The organism is Lentibacillus jeotgali (genome assembly GCF_000224785.1).
Classification (GTDB): Bacteria; Bacillota; Bacilli; order Bacillales; family Amphibacillaceae; genus Lentibacillus; species Lentibacillus jeotgali.
Genome location: NZ_AGAV01000019.1, coordinates 58,175 through 82,409, shown reverse-complemented (window position 1 = coordinate 82,409; position 24,235 = coordinate 58,175). Strand labels below are relative to the sequence as shown.

The following is a 24,235-nucleotide window of genomic DNA, read 5'->3' as shown; positions in this document are numbered from 1 at the left end:
TCATCCACATTGTAATCATGATATAATAATGTCGTAAAGTTAAATTTGAGGAGGAACCAAATGGCTAAACGGCTATTTCTTTTTTTACTGACAAATATTCTTGTATTAACCACCATCGTTATCGTCTGGTCCGTTATTGTGACATTTACAGGTGTCAGCGGCTCATTTATCAATGGTGCTAGCGGATTAGCCGGTATCAATTATGGTTCATTAATGATATTCAGTTTACTGGTAGGCTTCATCGGCTCATTTCTTTCATTGGGCATGTCACGTATCATTGCCAAGAAAATGATGCGAGTCAAAATGCTGGATCCAAATGGGCAATTATCTTCACAGGAACGTGCTATTGTTGAAAAGGTACATCGACTGTCCCGCACAGCAGGTCTGATGCATATGCCGCAAGTTGGCATCTATCAATCCCGTGAAGTCAATGCGTTCGCGACAGGTCCAACCAAAAAGCGTTCGCTCGTCGCTGTATCAAGCGGATTACTGAATGAAATGGATGATGATGCCGTTGAAGGTGTTATTGCCCATGAAATTGCCCACGTAGCAAACGGTGACATGGTTACCATGACACTGCTGCAAGGGATCGTTAACACGTTTGTTGTCTTTTTATCAAGAATTGCGGCGATTCTTGTATCACGTCTTGTGCGTGAAGAACTGCAGACCGTTGTGCATTTTGCTTCGATCATTATATTCCAAATACTTTTTTCGATACTCGGCAGCATTGTTGTCGCTGCGTTTTCAAGGTATCGTGAGTACCGGGCAGACCATGGAGGCGCAGACCTGGCCGGACGCGATAAAATGGCCCATGCGCTCCGCTCGCTGAAAAGCCGGACAGCGATGGCGCAAACGAGTGATCTCACTGACGACGCAGCCATTCAAACCATGAAAATCAATGGTAAAAGTAAAATGGTTTCGCTTTTTTCATCGCACCCGCCGATTGACGAGCGGATTGCCAGACTGGAGCGACGTTAAATTTGGTAAACGCCATGCAGCCTAACTGGGCTCCATGGCGTTTTTCATTTAGTTGTACAAGATACAGTAAACCTAGTGGAGGTCTGCACAAGTTATTGCTGTTCCCGCTCAAGTTAAGGCCCTTTTCGCTCAAATTAGTGCTGTTCCCGCTCAAGTTAAGGCCCTTCTCGCTCAAGTTAGTGCTGTTTCCGCACGAGTTAAGGTCCTTCTCGCTCAAGTTAGTGCTGTTCCCACACAAGTTAAGCCCCTTCTCGCTCAAGTTAAGCCCCTTCTTGCTCAAGTTAGTGCTGTTCTCGCACGAGTTAAGCCCCTTCTCGCTCAAATTAGTGCTGTTCCCGCACAAGTTGAAAATCTCCGCACTATTCACCAAATAATCCAGGCGGTTCTATGACTTATTGTTTTCCGATTCCTGGTTTTTTCTTTTCACCTCTTCAGCATTAGTGTTGCTATAAATATTCGTACCGCGCCCGCCTGTCGTTCGGGCGATAAATTCTTTAGCCTCATTATACGACATTCCTGAACGGCGGCTCTGTTCCCTGATTGACTCTGCATCTGCTTGGTTGCTTTTGTCCATAAAAAAACCTCCATTGCGTTTTTATATTAGTTTGTGCAATAGAGATTTTTTAATGACAATCATTTGTATCTCCAAAAACCGTCGCAACCTTTTGTATGTGTTGCTGTCCGCTTTTTAACAAGGCCTCAGTAACTATTGGTGACAACTTAGCTGCTGGCAAAATTGATGTTTTAAAACGCAAATTATGAGCAACACTTGTCCTGTTTTGGGCTACATACTCCCTCGCCATCGTCCTGATGCATGATATCCCCTTCTTATAGCGACTTCTACTCAGCAGCTTCCTATTGATTTGACCCTGTTTTTCCTTGTAATAGCAATCATCATAGCCCGTCTAACCAAAATAAACTTTGACCGCCCCCTCTTTTTGGGCCGTTTCCAGACAGGTTTCAATAAACTTCTGAATCTCGTATCGCTGCCACAATAAAAAATCCTTGCTCCCTTTAGTGCCGAAATCCTTAGCTTTCCATTTGTCATAAGCTTCCAGGGCGTTTTTGACTTGAACCAAAGGCAGTGTTGCCACTTCGCCTGATCCGCTAACACCCGCATAATACTCATTCGCGTCAAACAAATCATAAAACAACGGGGCGATTATATCTCCCATCGTAAAACGAACATAGCCAATTTCCTGTCCTGCTTTATTGAATGAACTGATATCGTGTCCCAATAATTCGTCCTCCCTTGAAAAATATTTGAATGTTTCAAATGAAAAAAATACATAGGTAGGGTTACGTCAGATTGATAAAGTGGTTTATATTCACCCTCGTGAAGATACATGAACATCTTGGTTAGAAGAAAAAATGTGCGAGAGACAATCAGAGATGATTGCGTAAAAGGAAAATGGAATGCAGAATGTTATAGTTTCAAACCTCGGAAAGCGTAACTGGGAAGATTTAACTTGAAGTGAAAAGAGGCACTCTTAAAATGGGAAGCAAATTGAAGTATGCAAGATAATAATACAAAGTTTTGAGACCGTTGTCAAACCATTGAAAATTTAACGAAAACGCCAGCAAGCGGGCGAAAAAGAAAAGCCCCGCTGGTTGAACGGAAGCTTTTATAAAAATTCCAAATCTCTTTGTTCCCGGCAAGATTTACACCGTCTGGGATAAACAAATCCCATTCTTTGATAAAATCTTTGCTCACCAACTGTAAAGGTGAAATAATTACCGCATTCGATACATCTCAGATCGATATCACGCGGTTCTAAACCCTTTAATGCTTCATTGATTGAATCAGTCCGGTCAGCGACAACTTGCTGGTCGGGAGCATCTGATTCCAAGCTCCGGATGACTTCCCGAATCCTGGCTCTCACCTTTTCGTAATCAATCTTTTCCCATTCCTGCAAATATCCAGCCCCAGCTGCAAAACCTTCTTCTCGCGTGATTCCTTCAAAACTTTGGTGTACGTCCGCCTCCTGCTATCATATCATCCGCTGCGCGTAAAATAGCACGAATCTCATTTTCCGGTATCTGTTTCATTTAAAATGGCAGCTCCTCATCTGAAAAAATATGTTGGGCATCCTCTCGCTTCTTCTTTTGTTTTCCGGATTTTTTCTGTACCGTTTTATCAGGCTTAAGCAATTCTCCAAACTTTTCCTCATACAGGTCCCGGACCCAAATCTTCACAGGTGCTTTCCAATGCTCTTTCGGTGCTGGAATATTTTTGATGAGACTTTTCGGTTTCATGCCAAGCTCCTTAGCCATTTGTATATCAGCCTGATTCAGCCGGCAGCGTTTTTTAGCCTCTGCCCATGTTGCATGCTTCAGCTTTCTCCCCAATGGATTCAGTCCCTTTCTTATTGATTTACTATAAAAAGAATATCACTTATGACTACAAAGTGGCTCGCTTTTTCCAATCGAAATTTGTGCTATCGATCTCACGACACTCCCTGGACTTCGCGCGAGAATGGCACGAATTCGCGCGACACTCCTTGAATTTCGCGCGAGAATAGCAGGATTTCGCGCGACCCCCGGAATTCGCGCGAGGATTCCTCGTACTCAACCATTTTTGTACCTTCTGATCATTTTTCTCTCAAAGTTGAGGATAGTCTCGCCGCAGCTTATCTCGCCAATAAAACGATATCATTTATTTTTGGCCTGCAAAAAAGCCAGGCGCATTGTCCTGACTTTGGCTTGATAAAAGATACATCGCCCTCATATAAAGTTACAATACCGCAGCCTCTTTATCCTCGTTTGCTTCATTCAATATGCTCAACGGATTAAACAATTCATAATGACGTTTTGCGCTTGAGATACCCCATTCTTTAAGCCCCTTGTCGACAGCTTTCATGAATGGCGCAGGCCCGCAGCAGTAGAAATCCGCATCGTTGCCGCAAGACAGAATGGATTGAAGCCATGGCAGATCAACGAACCCTTCTTTATCAAAGTTTCGGCTTTCCCGGTCCTTATCATTCGGACTGTCATAACAGACAAACGATGAAATATTTGAATGCCCTTCTGCTATTTGTTCAATGTGCGCTTTCATCGCATGAGCGGAACTGTTTTGTGTCGCATGGATAAAGGTTACTGGACGTTCAGGCTCTTTTTCAGCAAGTGTTTCCAGCATACCGACAACTGGTGTCAGACCGATGCCGCCACTTAGTAATACAATTGGATCCTTTTCACTCGTAATTGTAAAGTCACCTGCAGGAGCGGAAAATTCAAGAGTATCACCTTCAGATACCTGATCATGCAAGTAAGTGGAGACAATACCATCGGGGACCTCCCCATGGCCTTTTTCTCGTTTGACACTAATTTTATAATAGCCTTTGCCAGATGGACCGGACAGACTGTACTGGCGCATATGTGTATGCGGCTCCCCATCAATATCCGCTTTAATAGTCAAATACTGCCCCGCCTTATAAGGTGAAATTGGCTGGCCATCTTTTGGCTTAAGACAGAACGATACAACATCATTTGTTTCCTGAATTGTTTCATCCACGACAAATTCACGGAATCCTGTCCAGCCACCGTCTTGTTGCTCTGTCTCATGATACTTTTTCTGTTCAATTTCAATAAATAGGTTGGCGATATAATCATAGGCGGTACCCCATGCTTCAATCACATCATCTGTTGCTGCATCCCCAAGAACGTCCTGAACTGCCTGAATCAGCACTTTACCGACAATCGGATATTGCTCAGGTTCGACACCGAGTGACACATGCTTTTCAGCGATACGCTCGACAAGCTGATTGATATTCTCCAATTTATCAATATTTTCCCCCGCAGCGTACACGGCATAGACGAGTGCCTCCTGCTGAAAACCTCTTTTTTGGTTCGTCTGGTTAAAAATATTGCAAAGTTCCGGCACCTTTGTAAACAGCAATTCATAGAAGCGCTTGCCGATTTCAGTACTATTTTCCTTTAAAACAGGTGCACTCGATTTAACAATTGCAAGCTTTTCTGTATCAAGACTCAATTAAATTCCCTCCAACAAAGTAATGATGATTTTTCCTATACATATTATGTTAAGCTTAATAACCTCCCCGGTAAGTGATGCAAATCACACTTAGCTGTGACAGTTCTGTGAAAAATGTCACATAAAGTAGCCCAGTATCATGCCTTCGAGCCCTTCCTCACCAAACCAATTGTCTATCCTGATTAAATCGTGCTAAACTTAGATAACTTATTTTGTTTTCGGGTGGGTGCATGATGAAAAAGTTGTTAGCTGTTTTTACATTATTAGGGTTCATTTTCGCTTGTTGTTGGAAAGTCCACCGTGATACGCATTATTTTAAAATGGAAAAAGTCACATTCCGCAGCCCCAAGCTTCGGGCAGACACCAATATCAGGATATTACAGATCAGTGACCTGCATAATCACGTTTTTGGAAGGGATAACGAACGGCTGATCACCGCTGTGAGGGACACTAATCCTGATTTGATTGTTTTAACGGGGGACCTGATCGACAAAACAACCATGACATTTGAACATGTCTTCCCGTTCATTGACCAATTAACCGCTATTCATCAACGCGTCTTTTTCGTGCCCGGGAATCATGAATGGGAAAATGGACGAACCGCACAGTTTCTCAACGGTCTGCGCGAACGGAAAATTACAATCCTGAATAATCGCAACATACCTATTGTGAAAAATAATGATACCATTAATCTGGCCGGCATTGACGATTACGGGACAGAACATGACAATCTCGAGGAAACCTTCAACAATCTGAACACTGACGATTATACCGTTCTGCTGTCGCACTCACCCGGCATCATTCAACATGAAGGCCCCATACCGGCCGATCTTATCTTAAGCGGGCATACGCACGGCGGCCAGATTCGGTTCCCGTTGATTGGCGCACTCATTGCACCCGGCCAAGGATATTTTCCAAAATACGACAAAGGCACGTTTCGACTGGGTCTGACGCAGCATCTCTATATCGACAGTGGGTTAGGGACAACCAGACTGCCGGTACGGTTTTTAAATAAAAGCCAGTTGAGTTTGATTACGATTACAGCTGAAGCACGTGAATGAAATGTAAAAACAGCCCCCTTTTCATGAGAAAGGAGGCTGTTATAATGTCTGCTACCACTGGCTTATCAGTTTGTCAGCTTTTGTATGAAGTTCTTCATGTGCTTTCCCTGAGATGAGCCCGTTTTCCTTCTGATAATTAACAAGTACTTTAAAACTTTCCATATGCTTTATTAATTTATTCTGCAAATCTTGTTCCTCGAAATGCCCAACAGCCGTCAAATGCATTTTAAGCGTATGTGCTGCATTGTCATTCATAATCTCCCCGTTGTCCTCAAGCGATGTCACCGTTTCCTGTATATCTTCCGAGGTTATCGGTTCGTTAGGCGTATCACCCTTTAAATCAACAATACGATCTTCTCTTTCAGGCTCCACAATACCATTTAAATAGTCTTCTTCTGTCATGTAGTCGACCAGCTGCTGCCAATCAATTTCACCAATATCCTTTACCCGCCCTTCGTTATAGGCCTGGGCAAACGTTTCAAAACCGTCACCGCCTTGACCGGTAAAGCCATTCGTCGTTACCTGATATTCCGCATCAAGCTGAATCTCCTCCAGTTCGCCATTCCGCTCAACGTACATATTGACGACCCGGCTTCCTGGCTCTTTTTCACTGTCGTAATAGAATTCCATACCGGATACGTGTAGGAATCCCCCGTTCTCAGCAGGCGCCTGACGGACACTGTGCTCCAGAATATCTTTGATCTCCTGTCCAGTCAATGTTGCGATAACCGGATCATTGCCGAATGGCAGGACATTGATGACTTCTCCGGTTGTAATCGGTCCCTTATCAATCGGTGCACGGATACCGCCGCCATTTTGGAAAGCAATGGCTGTTTCCGGGTATTTTTCTTGTGCCTTAGCAAGCATAGCATCTGTCACTAAATTCCCAAGCGCTGTTTCATTAGCTCTGACACTGTCATCACCCGGATCATCCTGTCGCGGATTTGGCAGTTCCTTCATCGCCTCTGCACCGATTTCTTCATTCATAACCTCATCCACTTGATCTTTATATGGCGCAAGCACATCTACGGCCTCGGGATCTTCAGCAAAGTCATCAACCTCAAGCAATTCGCCTTCGTATCCAGTGACCACTCCGTTCTTATCAAATGTCACCTCAAGTGTCCCAAGATTCTCGGCATATTGCCCGGCCTGGACAATGACGGTCGGATCTTTGGCATCGCCATCAGCACTTTCCTCAACAATTGCCGGCTCTTCCAATACAGAGTGAGAATGACCGCCGACAATCACATCGATGCCATCGACCTCTTCAGCAAGGCGCAAATCATTGCCCACTTCAGGTGCACTGTCAAATCCGAGGTGATTAAGCGCAATAACTTTGTCAATACCTTCGTTTTCAAATGCTTCAACAGTCTGTTCAGCCGTTTCTTTGTAGTCGGCGAACGTGACATCTTCAGGGTTTGCAATATTTGCCGTATCCTCGGTTGTCAAGCCGAAAATCCCCACTTGCTCACCGTTGATTTCTTTAACGATACTATCATAGATTTTTCCCTCTTCTGGGTCATCAACCAATGATTGATTAGTTTCAAGCTCTTGCATATAAGGGTCCTGCGAAAAATCAACGTTTGTACCCAGGAATGGAAAGTCTGCATTTTCAACGAACGCCGATAACGATTCATGACCGCCTTCTTCACCACCGAGGTCAAATTCATGGTTGCCGAAAACCATCGCGTCAACATCCATCATGTTCAAGAGAGCCAGATCCGCCTGTCCCTTGAACTCATTAAAATACAGCGTTCCGGAAAAGACATCCCCGCCATGCAGAAGCAATGAATCCGGATTCTCCTCCCTGAATTCCTTAACCGCGGTCACCATTTTTGGCAGTGGTTCGACTCGGGCATGTGTATCATTCATATGCATGATAGACATGTCAAAATTGTCGTTAGTCTCTCCAGCCTCCTGCAGATCAATCTGTGTCAGCACCGGGTCATGATCACTCGCCCGCCCGTGCATATCCGTGAAGTCGGCATTTACATGCAACACGTCAGTTTCCGTCACATTAGCGAGATTATCGGACACAAGAACATGATCAAGCACCTGTGAGTTACCCTGGTAAAGATAGGTATAGCGTTCTTCTTCAGGCACGCTCATCATTTGATTTGTCAATTCATCGCCTTTAAGGATATCCAGCGTTTCTGAAAACTCAAAGTCATTCATATCGCCTAAAACAACGACATGTTCATCCGGATTTTCTGTTTTGATATCCGTAACAAATTCGTTAACAATCCTTGCGAGCTTGTGACGCTGGGTTTCACTGCCTTTTACCGGCGGCTGATTCTGTCCGAATGCACCATCGTCACCACTCTTGGAATTAAAATGGGTCGCTGCCACGACAACACTTTCACCATTAAAGTTGAACTGGGCCGCCAATGGCTTCCGGGTATCCGCAAACGCTTCGTCCTCAGGGGCAATGCGCCCAGGATTCATCGTTAATTGGCCATCATCATAATCAGTCGCTTCTGTCGCTGTGCCGTGCTCGCCATTCGTTAACGATACACGTTCAGGATTGTAAAGGAAGCCGACGCGAATGTTACCGTGCGGTGCGCCGCCATCCTGATTATACTCAGGATTGATATTGGCATAGTTGTAATTCGGGCCGCCTTGACTCTCAATTTCATCAATAAGCCGTTCGTAGCTTGCCGAAGCGTCCGCATCCTGCGGACCTTCATCCTGTCCATTATTATCCATCACTTCCACGACTCCGACAATATCCGGACTGTTCATATCACTTACAAACGCACGAGCAACATTTTCAGCTTTTTGTGGTGATGTCTCACTTTCATTTGCTGAAAAATTTTCTACATTATAAGTTGCAACCGTCAGTTTGTCCTCATCTTTCTCAATCGTTGTCTGTTCCGGCTGTGTGTCGCCCTCTTCAAAGGCAGATTCCATCTCATTCAAATCAGCATAGACTTTATAGTTTCCATAGCCGTAATTGACCACGCCATCAACGGGCTCCGTGAACTTGTCCCCTGTTTTAACCGCAAAAGCCCTGGCCTCGTCATTTGGATGCAATTTATACTGAATCGTTTGGGCATTCGGGCCTTGTTCCGTTAAACGGAGACCGCCATTGACTGTTGTATTGGCAGGTGTAAACTCTTCTGTTGCCACGACAAGATCGCCATGTTCCTGTGGCGCCACTGCTCTTGATGGTGCGACTTCCACCCGCATGCCTTCAATACTTTCCCAGTAATCGAGCGCATAGTCAGCTGGTTCAAAACTACCAAAGCCATCATCACCAATAATGTTTTCAGGTATATCACTTGAGGTTAACGAAACAGGTGATGGCAAAGCGACCTCACTTTCTTTTACGTCGACAGCGCCTCCCTGATCATCTCGCGCGTTGATTTCTGTAACCGGCAGGTCTGTCTCAGCTCTGTCATCATACCCATCTATCTGATATTCATCGACCTCTCCAGTGACACTGACAAGATCCCCTGTCTCAACATTATCCGCATTGCCTGTATAAACCACGATGCCTTCAGATGTCTTATCATTTCCGTCGACATTCTCATCCGGTGTCTGCATATGAAAATAATGTGAGCCCCTTAATTCGTACTCGTAAGTCACAACACCTTCAACATCCTGAACAGCGCTGCCATTCATCGGCGACTCGTGACCTTCTCCCTGAATATCATGAATCATGACATCGGTCTGTTCACTGCCATCATTGTTTTTCGCAATGGCTTCCCCGACAGTTATAGTCCCTTCCGCTTCAGTAGCACTTACTGCTAATGGTCCGGCTGCAGGTGTCAGCATACTTGCGATCAGTACAAAAGTCATCATGATACTGACAATTTTTTTGCTGAACCTTTGTTGCATACTAATCTCCCCCTTCGTTTTAGATAGAGTTGATAGACTAACTGAATGACGGTAATAACACCATTCTTTTGGTAATATCCCCTAAAAAAACTCCCCTCCCTCTATCTCATTTTATGACTTTCTATTCATCTATTTTAAATATAGATAACTTTTTAAAATGTAACTAGATGTCAAAAGCACTAATTTATGTCGAAATAGACGACTAACAGGTCTAAAGCCTTACAATAATGATACAAAGTAACGTATCACTGTCCCAGGATTATTTTTCAGAAAAAAACAGGGAGCGTGGTTACACCACGCTCCCTGTTTTCATGTACTATAGGCTTTTTACAAAGTTTCTTGCCCATTCCGCATCATGTTTTTATTGTTTTCTTCCAGAAACCGAGCACGAGTGCTGAGATAACAGAACCTATTACCAGCGCCACCAGGAACAAAAGCGCATGGTCAGCCAGCGCAATGACGAAAATACCGCCGTGCGGTGCTGGAATTGAGCTTGCCCACAGCTGTGTCAATCCGCCGCCAATCAAAGCACCGATCACAGACGATCCGATGACGCGAACCGGATCGGCCGCCGCAAACGGAATTGCCCCTTCTGTAATAAAGGAAAGTCCCATGACGTAATTCGTCACGCCTGATTTCCGTTCCTCTTCCGTAAATTTATTTCTGAAGAACGTCGTTGCCAGTGCAATAGCAATCGGCGGAATCATCCCGCCAACCATGACTGCTGCCATCAGACTGCCATCACCGGTGTCGGTAAAAATGCCAATCGAAAACGTATAAGCCGCTTTATTAAACGGACCGCCCATATCGATCGCCATCATCCCGCCGAGCAGTGCCCCAAGAATGACCGCATTGCCCGTTCCGAGGTTTTCCAGAAAACTGATCATGCCGGTATTAATTGTTGAAAATACCGGTCCGATCAGAAAATACATCAGGAGTCCAATCAGGAACAAACCTGTCACCGGATAAAGCAGGACTGATTTTAACCCGTCCAATGATTTTGGCAAGCCACGGAACCATCTTTTTACGAGGAGCATGAGATAACCAGCCAGAAAACCGGCAACCAATCCGCCAAGAAAGCCCGCATTGCTTTCCACTGCCATAAAACCGCCGACAAGTCCTGGCATCAAGCCGGGACGATCGGCTATACTCATGGCAATATAACCGGCAAGAATCGGAATCAGAAAGCTGAAGGCATTACTTCCGATTGTATTGAAGAAGTTGAAAAGCTCATGATCATCCCCCAAAAATCCTTCCAGAAGAAATGAAACAGCCATCAAAATACCGCCGCCGACAACGAATGGCAGCATGTGTGATACACCATTCATCAAATCTTTATAAATTTTCCGCCAGACAGATGTTGAGGACTCTGCCTCATCATCCGCTTCAGCAGCTTCGTCAGCATGATAAATTGGAGCATCACGATGCATTGCCATTTTAACCAGTTCTTCCGCGTTGTTGATGCCCTCGCTGACTGGGCGTTCGAGCACCGGCTTCTCATTGAAACGGGCCATCGGGACATTTTTATCAGCGGCCACAATTACACCATTTGCCCGCTCAATTTCTGCTTGGGTCAACGCGTTCGAGGCACCATCCGAGCCGTTTGTTTCCACCCGGATATCAACACCCATTTCAGCTGCCTGTTTCTTCAGCGCATCTTCCGCCATATACGTGTGGGCGATCCCGGTTGGACAAGCTGTCACAGCAACAACGAACGCCCGCTCCTCTGCTGGTTTCTCCTCTTCTACTTTTCCCTCAGAGAGGTCTTCTGATGGTTCCTCTTCTTCATGATGGAAAAGTGCCTGAATCTCTTGCGGTGTCGAGGCCTGTTTTAACTTAGCCACAAAATCCTGATCAATCAGCATGCGCGATAACGCTGCCAACGTTTCCAGATGGGTATCGTTGGCGCCATCCGGAACAGCAATCATGAAAAATAAATACGTCGGCTGACCATCCAGGGCCTCATAATCTAGCCCGTTTTCACTTTTGGCAAACAGAACAGTCGCCTCATTGACTGCATCCGTTTTGGCATGTGGCATGGCAATTCCGTCACCAAGTCCGGTCGATGTCTGCTCTTCCCGTTTTAAAATCGCATCTTTAAATGATTCGGCATCATTGACGACTTTGTTCGCCTCAAGGGACGCTACCATTTCATCAATGGCAGCCGATTTGTCTGATGCCTTCATATCCATGATCATGATATCTTTGCGCAGCAAGTCATTAATGTTCATGTTTCTCCTCCCCCTATTTCGAGATGTGGGTGATATCGATTTTTTCCCGTAATGAAAAAACATCCCCAGCCATGGCTAAATCATCTGCAAAAGCTGTCGCACTGCCTGCTGCCAGACTCATGCGGAATGCTTCCATCACATCTGCTGTTTCGGTGTACTTTCCTGCGAACCCGGCAATCATCGAATCCCCGGCTCCGACAGAATTTCTGACATGTCCTTTCGGTGCCTGACCGTGATAAATGTCTTCTTCCGTGAAAAGCAGTGCCCCGTCGCCGGCCATGGAAACAATCGCATTCTTTGCGCCCAGATCCAGCAATTGTTTCCCGTAGTTAATAACGTCCTCTTGATTGCTGAGCGTCACGCCAAACAGTTCAGCCAGTTCGTCCTTATTCGGCTTGACCAATAGCGGTCTATAGGGCAGTGCCGATTTCAAGGCCGCACCAGTCGTGTCAATGACAAATCCAGCACCCGCTTCCACAATGCGTTCAAGCATTTGCCGCTGAAGATCATTGGTTAACGATGGCGGTGTGCTTCCCGATAAAACCACCGTATCTTGATTTGTGATATCTTCAAGCTGATACAGCAGTTCACTAGCTTCATGCGGCAGAATTTCCGGTCCCTGGCCATTAATTTCCGTTTCAATTCCTGACTTCAGTTTAATGTTGATACGGGTATCACCCTTAATTGGTGTAAAATTGGTTCGAATACCATAATTGTTCAATGTATCGGTAATAAAATCACCGGTAAAACCACCTAATAACCCAAGGGCTGTCGTGTCATATACCAGTTCATGCAAAACGCGGGAAACATTGATTCCCTTGCCGCCCGGAAACATCATCGCATTTTCCATTTTATTTAATTCGCCAAGGTTCAACTGATTGACCTGGACAACATAATCAATTGAAGGATTAAGCGTTATCGTATAAATCATTTTGCTGCCTCCATAATGGTTGTTTTATCTTGGTAGTGCTGGAGATTATCGGTTAATGTGTCGGTAACAATGGTGACATCCTCTAGTTCGCATACTTTGGAGAAGTTAACCTTATTCCATTTGGTCTGGTCTGCTAACAGGAAGCTGGAAGCCGCCTGCTGATGTGCCATTTGTTTTAAAGCTGCTTCCTCAGGATCCGGTGTTGTACAGCCAAAAGCCAGATCAATACCATTCATGCCTAAAAATACTTTATCGAAACGATAGTTTTTCAGTGCGGCCAAACTTTGAGATCCGATAATGGCTTTAGTTGAAGGCTTGATCTTTCCGCCCGGCAAGTAGGTTTCAATCCCCTGATCGGCAAGAAGTGAAGCATGCTGAATACCATTTGTCACAACGGTAATAGTTTTTGTTTGTAAATACGGCAGCATAGCGTAAGTTGTGGTGCCGGCATCAATGAAAATGACATCATTGGGTTCAACCAGTGCTGCCGCCAATTTTCCAATCGATTCTTTGGATTGAATGTTTTTGAATGATTTTTCGGAAGCTGTCAGTTCTTCGTCCAATTGGTAAGCCCGTTTTGCCCCGCCATGGATGCGTGTCAGCCGCCCCGCATCTTCAAGATGGTCTAAATCCCGTCTGACAGTGGATTCCGAACAGCCGATAACATCCATCAGATACTGCGATTTCACAATGCCATCCTGATTCAGGAGATCCAATATAACCTGATGCCGCTCTTCCGTTAACATCGCACAATCCTCCTTAACCATTATAATACCATCAAAACCATTCAAAAACAATCAAAAATAACTGCCAATCCTATTTAGACCGGCAGCTGAAAATGCTCCTGCTGTTTAAAAAAAGCCAGGCCAATTATAGCCTGGTTTTTCTGTCATTGTACAGTACCGTATTACGTTTTTGCTGCCGTCCAATTCCGATCGAAGGGTTGTTCGATTGCGTAGGGCTGAAACGAGCGTGCGGTGTTCTGAATTTCGCGCGAGGTTAGCACAAATTCGCGCAGGCGATGAGGAAAGTCTCGCTGCAGCTGTTGCTTCAGCTCGAACACGCTTATTTCGCCAACAAAATATACCGCTACATTTGATACTTTCCTATCATTAAAAAAATATGATTAATTCACGCCATTCTACCCGAATAACTGAATTTTTGTTATGATTAAAACAACTCTAACAGGCGAATCTCTGTCACCAGGAAGGTGTGTTATAACCATGCGGAAACTCTACATAAACGGAAATTTTTATACATTTGACAAAATGAGGCCGATTACGCAGGCTGTCGTTGTTGAAAACGGCCGGTTCATTGATATGGGATCAACGGATGATATGCTACTGCGCTGGGAAAATCACGGCAGTGAAACAATTAATTTATACGGAAAGGCTGTCACACCCGGACTGATTGACAGTCACATGCATCTGTCAATCACAGCTGAACATTTCCTTAATCTTGATTTGACCGATGTTACTTCCAAATACGAAATGCTTAACAAAATACAATCATACGCCAAAACTTTGCAGCAAGGGGAATGGTTGCTGGGAAGGGGCTGGGATGAAAACTTGTTTACCGATGGCGGCATCCCGACCATTGACGAATTGGACAACGTCTCACCGGCTAATCCATTATATATTCCGCGGGTTTGCAGCCATGCGTTTCTCGTCAACAGCAAAGCACTGGAAGCTAGCCACTATCATCCATCAATGTCTGTTCCGGAAGGCGGAACCATTGTACTTGATGAACAAACCAAAAAACCAAGTGGCCTCCTCTTGGAATCGGCGTCACAGCTCATTACGGAACATATACCGGAGAAATCATATGACCAGCTTAAAAGTGCCCTGCGCAAAACGATGCAATTCGCCATCTTAAAAGGGCTCACCAGTGTCCATACGAACGATCCGCAATTTTTAGGCGGGTTTAACCAGACATATCAACTTTATGATGAATTGCTGAACCAGGAGCAGCTTGGCCTGCGAACCAATCTGTTAATAGATTATGATTTTCTTGGCGGACTCAGAACGAATGGTATGTATGCAGGCTTCGGCAATGACACATTGCAAATTGGCGCCATTAAACTGTTTGCCGACGGGGCGCTTGGAAGACGGACTGCGTTATTGTCGGAGCCGTATAGCGATGCACCGGGAACGTATGGTGAGGCCATGTACAATCAGGAGACACTCTATAAAATGGTTCAGGATGCACGTAGGCTTTCTATGCCGGTGGCCGTACACACAATCGGGGATCAGGCACTTGAGAACGTCCTCGACATTCTGGACCAATTTCCTGCTGTTTCATATCGAGATCGAATCATTCACGTGCAAATACTTAGAGAAGACCTGATCAAACGGCTGGCAAACCCGAGCCGGATTGCCGACATCCAGCCGCGGTTCGTTCCGAGCGATTTTCCATGGGTAAAGGAGCGGCTGGGAGAAAAGCGCGCTGCACTTTCCTATGCCTGGAAAACATTGCAACAAGCAGGGGTTATTTGTGCTGGCGGTTCTGACGCGCCGGTTGAACCGGTTGATCCACTCATGGGCATTCATGCTGCCATCACGAGAAAGACACCCGGAGAAAATCATGAGGGGTGGAACCCGCATGAAAAATTATCAATGGGTGAAGCCTTCCGGTTATTTACGGAAATGGGCGCCTATCCGACGAATGAGGAAAATAAAAAAGGAACCATCTCACGCGGTAAACTGGCCGATATGACGGTTTATTCCCATGACCCTTTCAAGATGGAACACCCGGATGAGCTGCTGGGGACCAACGTTGAAATGACCATTATTGGCGGTGACGTGAGGTAGGGGGGCTACTGCCGTTGCATGCGGGATAAAAAAAGGAAACAAACACCATACCAGCGTGAAGAGCCCGTGTTTGTTTCCTGCCAAATCTCTATAAAAACAGTAATGTCAGCGCGGGAACAGAAATTATTACTATCAGACTTAACAACATTACGAAAAAGAATGGAACTACCGCCCTCGCCAAAGTGGGCATGCCCAGACCTGAAATGCCAGAGCCGACGAATAGGTTAACACCAAGTGGCGGTGTGATAAATCCGATAGCTAATGTTGCAATCATTAATACACCAAAATGAATTGGATCCAAACCTATTTCGGAAGCTATTGGCAGCAAAATTGGTGTAAAAATGATAACTGCTGCTGACGTGTCAATAAAGCATCCTATAATCAGCAATAAGAGCGTTATGAGCAGAATAATTACAAAAGGATTTTCCGATATCGATACAAAACCGTTTGCAATCGCTTGCGGTATTCTCTCAACTGATAGAAGTGTTCCAAATGTATTAGCTGTTCCGATAATAATTAAGATTACAACCGAATTTAACGCTGCATTTGAAATAATGTCCTTGAAATCCTTTATTTTCACTTCCTTATGAAGAAAGTAAGCAACAAGTCCAGAATATACAACAGCAATAACAGCTGCCTCTGTAGGTGTAAATATACCTCCGTATATTCCACCTAAAATTATAACTGGAACAAGCAGTGACCATTTCGCTTTATAAATCGCATGAAACATTTTCTTAACTGAAAAGGGTTCATTTGTACCTCTATAATTTTTCTTTTTGGAATATATATACACCCAGCCAATCAGAAACGCCCCAATTAGTATACCAGGCAGAATACCCCCAATAAACAGATCCCCAATTGACTGACTGCCGGAAACGCCATACAAAATCAGCGGTATGCTGGGTGGAATAATAATCCCTAATGAACCCGATGAGACAATGACTGCTGTTGCGAATTTTTTGTCGTAGCCATAATCTACCATAGCAGGTATCATTATTCCTCCGATAGCAGCTACTGTAGCCGGACCTGAACCGGATATGGCAGCAAAAAACATACACGTGATGACGGCTGCCATCGCAAAGCCACCAGTAAACCTGCCTACAAATACATTTGCAAGATCAAATAAACGTGTTGAAATACCACCTCTGCCCATGATTTCACCGGCCAAGATGAAAAAAGGAATTGCCATTAAGGCAAAGTTATCAGTCGACGTAACCAAACCTTGCGTTAAGAACATGAGCGATATATTTTCCGAATACAATGCAGTGATTACCCCTGCCAATCCAAGTGCAATTCCAATAGGGACTGTTAAGACCAAAAACAGAAAGAAACTGCCAAACAATACAAAAGATGTCATTGTCATATGATTCCCCCCTGTTCTTGATAGTCATCAGAATTGGCTTTCGTATTTCCGATAGCTTGAAACTGTTTAATCAAATTTTGCACAAGACGAATAACCGTTAAAAACATGCCAACTGCCGGAGCAGCATAAACCCATCCCATAGGCAGCTGCAGTGCTGCAGATTCTCTGGTAATCTTTGTCACGATTTCAACGCCGTACACTGTAATGACGACTGCAAATATAAGAAAACAGATATTAGCAATGATGCCAATGACGATTTTGCCTGTTTTCTCAAATAACATCGCAAAAGCATCAACACCAAGATGCTTTTGTTTCTTGACACCGTAACTGACGCCGATATAAATCATCCAGATAAATGCATATCGGGCTATCTCTTCTGACCAGGAAAGGGAATCACTAAGGATAAATCTCATAAAAACCTGCAAAAATATCACTGCAACTGTAAAACAGCTGAGTGCTATTAATATATATTCTTCCAAATGCTCATCGAGCCATCTCAATATTTTCATAGAAATCCTCCCAGCCTAACTGACATTCTATTCCGCAGCTTTAATGACACGATTAACAAAATCCTCACCATACTTTTGTTTGAACGCTTCATAAACAGGGGCCACTTTTTCTTTGAATGACTCTAATTCCGGCTCGACAATCTTCATTCCACCATTTTTTAATTCTTCAAGCATCTCTTCTTCTTTCGCCCTGAGTGTATCCCTGTGAAATTGTGCCGCCTCTTGAGCACTCCTCTTAATAATTTGCTGGTGATCCGCTGATAGTGACTGCCAAAATTCTTCACTGATTGCTACTGGCAAAGGCATGTATTGATGCGACGTCATGCTTAAATACTTTTGCACTTCCTGAAATTTATTTGCGTATATATTTGCGACAGGATTTTCCTGTGCGTCCACTGTACCCTGCTGCAATGCCATATATAATTCTCCGAATGCCATTGGAGTAGGGTTTGCACCTAAAGCATTAAACGTGCTGAGGGACAACGGAAATTCCGGCGTTCTTATATTCAGCCCCTGCAAATCTTCAGGTGTTTTAATTGGAACATTGGAAGTCACATGCCTAAACCCGTTCTCAAAATAAGCGAGGATCCTTAAGTTATCTTCTAAGAAAAAGTTGGACACTTCCTGACCAATTTCGCCATCCAATACATTCCATGCTTCATCGTAGGAATCAAACAAGTATGGTAAATGAAAAACACTTATCCTTTGGTCATATTGACTGAAGGCACTTGCAGCAACCATTTGAAGATCATTTAACGTCACACTCTCAATCATTTCAGCCTCAGAGCCCAACTGTTCGTTAGGATAAACCAATACTTCTATTTTTCCATCTGATTTTTCTTCTACAAGTTCCTTGAAACGCATGACGGCTGCATGCCTTTCATTTGTTTCAGGAGAACCATGCCCGATTCGCAGTGTTATGACATTTTTGGATTCGACAACATTTGCAGATGAAACAAATGCAAACATTAAACTGCCTGCCATAGCGACTATCAATAGAATTATAAAGTTACGCAGTTTTTTCAAAGTTACCCTCCCTCCTGATGATGACAAAGTAATTTTGGGTGTTAGCGTTTACAAATGTATCCAGTTTTCATTCTGAGTTACTTTTCCTAAGGGAGTCTTTTCTCTGGATGGTACAGAGAAAAGACTGGACACCAACAACCGTTTTAAGGAATGTGTCTATTAATCTATATGAGAACCACCATTAATATCCAGTTCTTCACCAGTTATATAACCCGCACCTTCTGATACCAAAAAGGCAATTGAGTAAGCGACATCTTCAACTTTACCAACTCTGCCAAGCGGAATGCCATTTTGAATTTCGGCCTTCTTTTCTTCTGTCAGCAAGCCACTGGTAATATCAGTGCCACCTATCATTCCGGGAGCCACAGTATTGCAAGTTATCTCATATTTGGCAACTTCTCTTGCTACCGCTTTCGAAAAGCCTGTTACCCCGGCTTTAGCCGCTGAATAATGTGAACCGCCGAATATGCCGCCGCCGCGTTTACCGGAAACTGAGCTCATGCTTACAATTCGGCCGTAATTGTTTTCCTTCATATAGGGCAAGACAGCCTGAGTAAGGAAAAATACACCTTTCATATTAACATTGAAAACAAGATCCCATTCGTCTTCTGGAATCTCTGTAACACCGGTTGGACGTGAGACGCCAGCATTATTTACAAGTATATCTATTCTTCCAAACCGTTCAGTCACTTCTTTAATACTTTGTTGAACATTGTCTCTGCTTGTGACATCCACTGTAATAGAGGATGCTGTTCCTCCGTTCCTTTCAATTTCACGGACACCTGATTCTAAACCGCTCTCATTTATATCTGCCAATACAACTTTAGCGCCTCTCTTACTTAGTTGTCTGGCAATCTCTCTTCCGATACCAGTTTCAGAACCAGCACCGGTTATGATTGCAACACGACCTTCAAAGTTCATTTTCATCCATCTCCTATTTCCTGTTGTCTAACTTCAATATTTAGCTTAAGAGGAAAGCGGCTGCTTTTAAAAACAGCACCTTCCGCTATTATTTTGAATTATTGATTCAGAAATTCCTGTGCAACTGACCCAATTCCTTCACCATTCAGCTTATAATGTTTATATAAATAATAAGGTTTTCCTATCAAAGAATATTCATCGTAGAAACCATGGCGTTTGAATTTACAGTTGATTCCTGATTCCATAAGCACTTCAGATACGGCGCTGCCCAGTCCTCCTTGAATATTGTGTTCTTCCACTGTCAATATGGCACCTGTTTCTCTGGCTGCATTGTAAACAGCTTCCGTATCCATTGGTTTTATCGTGTGCATATCAATAACCCGAACTGAAATGTTCTCTTCAGAAAGCTCTTCAGCAGCTTTTAACGCTTCATTAACTTCAATTCCGCAAGCAATGATGGTTAAATCTGTTCCATCTCTGAGAATGTTTGCTTTTCCAATTTTATTTTGCACATCACTTGCTTCTTTTTGATAAACCGGCTCTTCACGTCCGCGGCTGACCCTGAAGTAAATCGGACCTTGGTATGATTTAACCGACTCTTCTACCATCTCCGCCAAAGCTGCTCCATCAGCTGGGGATATGACAGTCATATTTGCCATAGCACGTGTGATGGAAATATCCTCTGTCGCATGGTGAGATGAGCCGTAAAAGCCCATTGCAATACCTGTATGTGTACCAACCAAGCGCACATTCTGATTGGTATAAGCGACAGCTGTACGGATATTTTCAGCTGCAAGCACCCCTAAAAAAGAGGCGTAGGTCGCAACAAAAGGTGTTTTTCCAGTACTGGCCAAACCTGCTGCTGCTGTAACCATGTTTTTTTCAGCAAGACCGAAGTTAAAAAAGCGGTCCGGAAATTCCTTGCCGAAATCCCAGAGTCTAGTCGGTTTTCCGAGATCGGCACAAAGCGCGACAACCTCAGGATGATCGTCACCCAATTTTGCCAGTTTTTCACCGACCGTCAATTGCTTGGATGATTCCATACTCTTATATAATTCCCAGGTATCTTTATGAAAAGTTGTTGCAGCCATACTTTAGAAGCCTCCTTTTATTTCTTTGATAGCTTTTTTCATATCATCTTCACCTAGATTCGCAACGTGCCATTCATAACCGTGTTCCATAAATGAAACCCCTTTACCGGCTACAGTATCACAAATGATGACGGTTGGAATCTCGGAATCCGGAGAAGGCAAATTGTCAAATGTCTCAATTAAAGCCTCAACATCATGACCGTCAACTTCCACTACATTCCAGCCAAAACTCTGCCATTTTTCTTTAATCGGATTAACATTCATTAATTCTTCTGTCACGCCGTCAACGGTCACTTTATTATTGTCGATAATCGCAATAAGGTTACCTAACTTGTGATTAGGTGCACTCATTGCCGCTTCCCAGACTTGTCCTTCCTGCAGTTCGCCATCCCCCATCAGGATATAGGATCTATAATTTTTGCCATCTACCCGGGCGCCAAGTGACATTCCGACACCTACAGATAACCCGTGCCCGATAGAACCTGAGCTGAAGTCGATACCTTTAATTTTGTTCATGTCAGGATGATCGCCGAATGGACTTCCCACATCTGTATAAGTCTCTAATTCCTCTTTTGGGAAGAATCCAACATCAGCCAAAATCGGATACATACCGACGGCCGAATGACCTTTTCCCATAACGAAGCGGTCTCGATCTGCCCACTGCGGGTTTTTCGGATCATAATTCATAACGTGATAATATAACGTGGCAAATATTTCAGAGCTTGAAAAAGACGATCCATAATGACCACTTTTTGCCTTAGCAATCAAGTTAATGGTTTCAAGTCTGGACATTTTTGCTTTTTCTTTGATTAAATCTATCTTTTCCTTGGAAACTGAGGTTTTCTTAACCATCTTATCCCTCCTGAAGTTTGGTTAATCGATTAACTTACTTAAAGCTTATGTTAGTATGAAAGCGATTTTTTGTCAACAAAAATTCTAAAACTTTTATTTAATTCGAGATTAATAGCCCTTTCTCGATCTTATTGATAAATGAGTTCAACTGAGCTAAAATGGGGTTATGCTACCATCCGGTAAAAGGTTTAACTTTTGGGAGGAACCTATGAAAGTTACAATGAAAGATATCGCAAAAGAAGCAAATGTATCGACAGCCACTGTCTCGCACGTCATTAACGGTACAAAGCAAATATCGGAAGAAAAACACAGAAAAATTAAAGCTATCATAAACAAATACAATTATGTGCCGAATTCCACAGCCAAAAATCTCAGGAAAAATAAGACCATAACTGCTGGTCTGGTCGTATCCAGTTTCCGGGATTCTTTCATATCCCAAATGGTCTATGGCGTTGAGGAGCGGGCAAGAGAGCATGGCTATCAGATTCTGCTTGTAAATACAAATGAAGATAGGAATTATGAGGAAGAAGTCATCAGTTCACTGCATGCCAGAATGGTTGATGGGGTCATTCTTTCACCAACTTCGAGTGATATTGGTTACCTGAACAAATATACAAAAAATGATTTTCCCACTGTACTTGTGAATCGCTATGATCCTGTTGCTGAGAATACGCCTAAAGTGACCGGTGACGACTATCAGACAGGGTTCGATGCAACACTCCATTTGCTGGATCACGGTCATCAAAAAATTGGTGTTATCTATGCCGTTCCAAATGTTTCAACAACGAACGAACGAATCAGAGGATATAAAGACGCCTTAAAAAAGTATCATTTACCGTTCAACGAGCATTATTTGGAACTCGGTTACGCCACGGTAGATGGAGGAGAAATTGCTGTCAACTCGCTGCTGGAACGCGAAGAAGATATTACAGCTGTTTTTATACTTAATGACCTTATGACAATAGGTGCCATTTCTAAACTGAAAGAATTGATGATAAAAATACCGGAAGACGTGGCGATCATAGGATTTGGAGACTTTGCATCAGCAGGCATTATCGCCCCGCCGGTAACAAATATTGCACTCCCGGCGGATACCATTGGAAAAACTGCTTTTGACGCACTACTGAATAAAATCAATAACTCTGAATACATGAAGCATATTGAACTCCCGCCATCCATGATTTTAAGAAAATCGTGCGGATGTTAGAAAGAAACAGCTTAATAGTTTAAAAGAAAGTACTAAACCTGTTCTTCAATTTCTCTACAAGTATGCAGAAGGCCCCCTCCCCCCTCCTCTGCATACCCAAATACGCTTTTCTTTACAATCGCCTCAAACAAAGCTATCATAAACTCAATTCATTTCGTAGAGTTTCAGGTGTCCTGTCGCTTATTAGAGTGATAGGCGTCAGTAACCTGCCATTCAGTCCTAAGGGGGGAGTGTACATGACACAGAATTTCGAACAATCTGACATGCTGAAACGATTACCCGAGCAATTTTTTGCCAAGCTTGTTGGCAGAACACAGGAATTCAAACAGCAGGGACATGATGTCATTAACCTTGGTCAGGGCAACCCCGATTTGCCGACACCGGATCACATCATTCAAGAGGTGCAGGAAGCTGCCAAAAATCCAGCTAATCATAAATATGCGCCTTTTCGGGGATTCCACTACTTTAAAGAAGCCGCAGCCAATTATTATAAGCGCGAATATGGCGTCTCCCTCGATCCGGAAACGGAAATTGCTGTTTTGTTCGGGGGCAAAGCCGGTTTGGTGGAGATAAGCCAATGCCTCTTGAACCCGAATGACACAGCACTTTTACCAGATCCGGGATACCCGGATTATATGTCAGGTATTGCTATGGCGGATGCCGACCCATATTTCATGCCATTGCAAAAGGACAATCACTTTCTGCCGGATTACAGCACGATTCCTGGAGAGACGCTGAACCAGGCGAAACTGATGTTTTTAAATTACCCGAACAACCCGACCGCTGTCACCGCCAATAAAGATTTCTACGATGAAACGGTTAAACTCGCCAAAGATCATCACATTTGTGTCGTGCAAGATTTTGCATACGGTGCGTTGGGTTTTGATGGTCAAAAACCGCAAAGCTTCCTCCAGTCTGAGGGGGCAAAAGATATCGGCATCGAAATCTATACATTATCCAAAACGTACAACATGGCCGGATGGCGCGTGGCTTTTGCTGCTGGAAATCCTTCTGTCATAGAAGCGCTTAATAAAATTCAGGATCATATGTATGTCAGTTTGTTTGGTGCTATACAGAGCGCTGCTGCCAAAGCACTGAACAGTGACCAAAGCGCGGTTCAGCGGCTGATCGATACATATACTGAGCGTCGTGATCGGTTCATCCGTGCAATCCGTGAAATCGGATGGGACGTGGACACACCGGAGGGATCATTTTTCGCATGGCTCCCCGTCCCGTCAAACTATACATCCGAGGAATTCTCCAACCTATTATTGGAAAACGCACATGTCGTTGTCGCACCGGGACGGGGTTTTGGCAAGTATGGAGACGGCTACGTGCGGGTCGGGTTACTCGAATCAGCAGAGCGTCTTGAAGAAGCGGCAGCCCGAATCGGACGACTGGGGATTTTTAGAAAGGGGGAATAGGAA

At 44.0% G+C, this 24,235-nt stretch carries 20 protein-coding genes; 5 read left to right on the top strand and 15 right to left on the bottom strand.

The features are described 5' to 3' along the window. Window positions 1–60: 60 nt before the first annotated feature. A complete protein-coding gene (gene htpX / locus ON01_RS15865) occupies window positions 61–978 on the top strand; it encodes a protease HtpX (protein ID WP_010531987.1) in 918 nt (305 codons plus the stop codon). Window positions 979–1,363: 385 nt separating this feature from the next. Here the strand turns inward: htpX and ON01_RS15860 are convergent, their stop codons facing one another. The 5 genes from ON01_RS15860 to hmpA form a co-directional block, all read right to left on the bottom strand. Then, a complete protein-coding gene (locus ON01_RS15860) occupies window positions 1,364–1,552 on the bottom strand; it encodes a hypothetical protein (RefSeq protein WP_010531986.1) in 189 nt (62 codons plus the stop codon). A gap of 331 nt (window positions 1,553–1,883) precedes the next feature. Continuing rightward, entirely contained in the window at window positions 1,884–2,216 is a 333-nt protein-coding gene (locus ON01_RS15855) for a hypothetical protein (RefSeq protein WP_010531985.1), read from the bottom strand. Window positions 2,217–2,603: 387 nt separating this feature from the next. Beyond that, window positions 2,604–2,894 (bottom strand): zinc-ribbon domain containing protein, encoded by a 291-nt coding sequence (locus tag ON01_RS19985; RefSeq protein ID WP_010531984.1) that lies wholly within the window; start codon window positions 2,892–2,894, stop codon window positions 2,604–2,606. A gap of 133 nt (window positions 2,895–3,027) precedes the next feature. Next, window positions 3,028–3,327: a hypothetical protein gene (locus ON01_RS15845; protein ID WP_010531983.1), complete on the bottom strand. Its 300-nt coding sequence runs from the start codon at window positions 3,325–3,327 to the stop codon at window positions 3,028–3,030. 385 nt (window positions 3,328–3,712) lie between these two features. Beyond that, window positions 3,713–4,966 carry an NO-inducible flavohemoprotein gene (gene hmpA, locus ON01_RS15840; protein ID WP_010531982.1) on the bottom strand — a complete coding sequence of 418 codons (1,254 nt, stop codon included), beginning with the start codon at window positions 4,964–4,966 and terminating at the stop codon, window positions 3,713–3,715. 233 nt (window positions 4,967–5,199) lie between these two features. Between hmpA and ON01_RS15835 the strand changes: the two genes are divergently transcribed. Next, the gene (locus ON01_RS15835) at window positions 5,200–6,027 is read left to right on the top strand and encodes a metallophosphoesterase (RefSeq protein WP_010531981.1); all 828 of its coding nucleotides are present in this window, start codon (window positions 5,200–5,202) and stop codon (window positions 6,025–6,027) included. A 51-nt stretch (window positions 6,028–6,078) separates the two neighbouring features. On the opposite strand, the gene ON01_RS19980 is transcribed toward ON01_RS15835, so the two are convergent. The 4 genes from ON01_RS19980 to ON01_RS15815 all read right to left on the bottom strand — a co-directional run bounded on the left by ON01_RS19980 (window position 6,079) and on the right by ON01_RS15815 (window position 13,775). After that, entirely contained in the window at window positions 6,079–9,867 is a 3,789-nt protein-coding gene (locus ON01_RS19980) for a 5'-nucleotidase C-terminal domain-containing protein (protein ID WP_010531980.1), read from the bottom strand. A gap of 353 nt (window positions 9,868–10,220) precedes the next feature. Continuing rightward, the gene (locus ON01_RS15825; RefSeq protein ID WP_010531979.1) at window positions 10,221–12,098 is read right to left on the bottom strand and encodes a PTS fructose transporter subunit IIABC; all 1,878 of its coding nucleotides are present in this window, start codon (window positions 12,096–12,098) and stop codon (window positions 10,221–10,223) included. A gap of 13 nt (window positions 12,099–12,111) precedes the next feature. Then, window positions 12,112–13,029 carry a 1-phosphofructokinase gene (gene pfkB / locus ON01_RS15820; protein WP_010531978.1) on the bottom strand — a complete coding sequence of 306 codons (918 nt, stop codon included), beginning with the start codon at window positions 13,027–13,029 and terminating at the stop codon, window positions 12,112–12,114. Continuing rightward, complete coding sequence (locus tag ON01_RS15815; protein WP_010531977.1) at window positions 13,026–13,775, bottom strand: DeoR/GlpR family DNA-binding transcription regulator; 750 nt, start codon at window positions 13,773–13,775, stop codon at window positions 13,026–13,028. Before ON01_RS15815 ends, pfkB begins: the two co-directional genes overlap by 4 nt. A 477-nt stretch (window positions 13,776–14,252) precedes the next feature. Between ON01_RS15815 and ON01_RS15810 the strand changes: the two genes are divergently transcribed. Next, window positions 14,253–15,839, top strand: a complete 1,587-nt coding sequence (locus ON01_RS15810) for an amidohydrolase (protein WP_010531976.1) — start codon at window positions 14,253–14,255, stop codon at window positions 15,837–15,839. Between the two features lie 88 nt (window positions 15,840–15,927). Here the strand turns inward: ON01_RS15810 and ON01_RS15805 are convergent, their stop codons facing one another. From ON01_RS15805 to ON01_RS15780, 6 genes are all read right to left on the bottom strand, one after another. Next, window positions 15,928–17,196 (bottom strand): TRAP transporter large permease, encoded by a 1,269-nt coding sequence (locus tag ON01_RS15805; RefSeq protein ID WP_029329160.1) that lies wholly within the window; start codon window positions 17,194–17,196, stop codon window positions 15,928–15,930. A gap of 2 nt (window positions 17,197–17,198) precedes the next feature. After that, window positions 17,199–17,711 carry a TRAP transporter small permease gene (locus tag ON01_RS15800; RefSeq protein ID WP_010531974.1) on the bottom strand — a complete coding sequence of 171 codons (513 nt, stop codon included), beginning with the start codon at window positions 17,709–17,711 and terminating at the stop codon, window positions 17,199–17,201. 27 nt (window positions 17,712–17,738) lie between these two features. Beyond that, a complete protein-coding gene (locus ON01_RS15795) occupies window positions 17,739–18,737 on the bottom strand; it encodes a TRAP transporter substrate-binding protein (protein ID WP_010531973.1) in 999 nt (332 codons plus the stop codon). 159 nt (window positions 18,738–18,896) lie between these two features. After that, window positions 18,897–19,658, bottom strand: a complete 762-nt coding sequence (locus ON01_RS15790; protein ID WP_010531972.1) for an SDR family NAD(P)-dependent oxidoreductase — start codon at window positions 19,656–19,658, stop codon at window positions 18,897–18,899. Window positions 19,659–19,756: 98 nt separating this feature from the next. Further along, window positions 19,757–20,749: a transketolase family protein gene (locus ON01_RS15785; RefSeq protein WP_010531971.1), complete on the bottom strand. Its 993-nt coding sequence runs from the start codon at window positions 20,747–20,749 to the stop codon at window positions 19,757–19,759. A gap of 3 nt (window positions 20,750–20,752) precedes the next feature. After that, window positions 20,753–21,601, bottom strand: coding sequence for a transketolase (locus tag ON01_RS15780; protein ID WP_010531970.1), 849 nt, complete (start codon window positions 21,599–21,601; stop codon window positions 20,753–20,755). A 208-nt stretch (window positions 21,602–21,809) separates the two neighbouring features. Between ON01_RS15780 and ON01_RS15775 the strand changes: the two genes are divergently transcribed. Then, the gene (locus tag ON01_RS15775) at window positions 21,810–22,808 is read left to right on the top strand and encodes a LacI family DNA-binding transcriptional regulator (RefSeq protein WP_010531969.1); all 999 of its coding nucleotides are present in this window, start codon (window positions 21,810–21,812) and stop codon (window positions 22,806–22,808) included. Between the two features lie 236 nt (window positions 22,809–23,044). Next, window positions 23,045–24,232 carry a pyridoxal phosphate-dependent aminotransferase gene (locus tag ON01_RS15770; protein ID WP_010531968.1) on the top strand — a complete coding sequence of 396 codons (1,188 nt, stop codon included), beginning with the start codon at window positions 23,045–23,047 and terminating at the stop codon, window positions 24,230–24,232. Window positions 24,233–24,235 lie beyond the last annotated feature (3 nt).